Here is a 1038-nt window from a genome sequence, read left to right as displayed (position 1 = left end):
GGTCGTGCGCGGCCTGCAGGAGAGCGACCAGGTCGACCACCTCGGGCGCGGAGAGCAGCCCCCCGAGCCCGACGACCTCGACCGGGAGCCCCGCATCGCGCAGGGCGCGGCGCAGGGTCTCGAACTGGGACCGCTTGCGGCACAGGACCGCCGCCGTGACCCGGTCGCGTCCCGGTCCGGCGGGCCGCCAGCGGTCGCGGACGAACTGTGCGACCGCCCGCGCCTCGTCCTCGACCGTCTCGGCGACGTGGGCGTGGACGTGCCCCTCGCCCGCACCCGGTCGGGCCTCCAGGACAGGCGCCGCGACGCGCGTGGCCGACGCTCGCAGCGGTGCCGCCACGTGGTTGGCGGCCGCGAGGATGAGCCGGTCGTTGCGCCACGAGACGGACAGCAGGTGGACGTCCGCCGGCGACCGGGAGCCGTCCGGGTGCACCCGGGGGAACGACGTCGGGAAGCCCTCGAGCCCGCCGGCGCTCGCCCCGCGCCAGCCGTAGATCGACTGGTGCGGGTCGCCCACCGCGGTCACCGGGTGCCCGCCGCCGAACAGGGCGCCGAGCAGGGTCAGCTGCGCGTAGGACGTGTCCTGGTACTCGTCGAGSAGSACCACCCGGAACCGSTGCCGCTCGCCGGCACCGACCTCGGGCACGTCGAGGGCGAGCCGCGCGGCCAGGGCGACCTGGTCGCCGAAGTCGATCGCGTCGCTCGCCCGCTTGCTCGCCCGGTACTCGCCGACCAGCTCGAGGACGCGGACCCGCTCCCCCAGCGACCGCAGCAGTCTCTTGATCTCGGCGTACGGCTCGCGCGGCGGGGAGCCCGCCGGCGTCGACGCGATCGCCTCGATGATGCCCTCGATCCCGCTCCGGGCACCGCCCGCGTCGAGCAGGTGCTCGTCCAGCGCACCCGAGAGCGCGAGCACCGCCTCGATCACGGTCGACGTGGCGGCGTCGGTGTCCAGGTCGTCGCTCCACGCCTCGACCACCTCGGACGCCAGCTGCCACTGCGCCGCCTCCCCCAGCAGCCGCGCCGACGGGTCGAGCC

Annotated in this window: 1 protein-coding gene; it reads right to left on the bottom strand. The window is 76.0% G+C overall.

Annotated elements, in window-relative coordinates; all coding sequences use genetic code 11:
- The coding region (locus AC1DUQ_RS21940; protein WP_477074664.1) for a UvrD-helicase domain-containing protein at nt 1–1038 on the bottom strand (1038 nt) is incomplete at both ends.

It is taken from the genome of Cellulomonas sp. P4_B5_2 (assembly GCF_056402235.1).
This window is presented reverse-complemented; position numbering and strand designations above follow the sequence as displayed.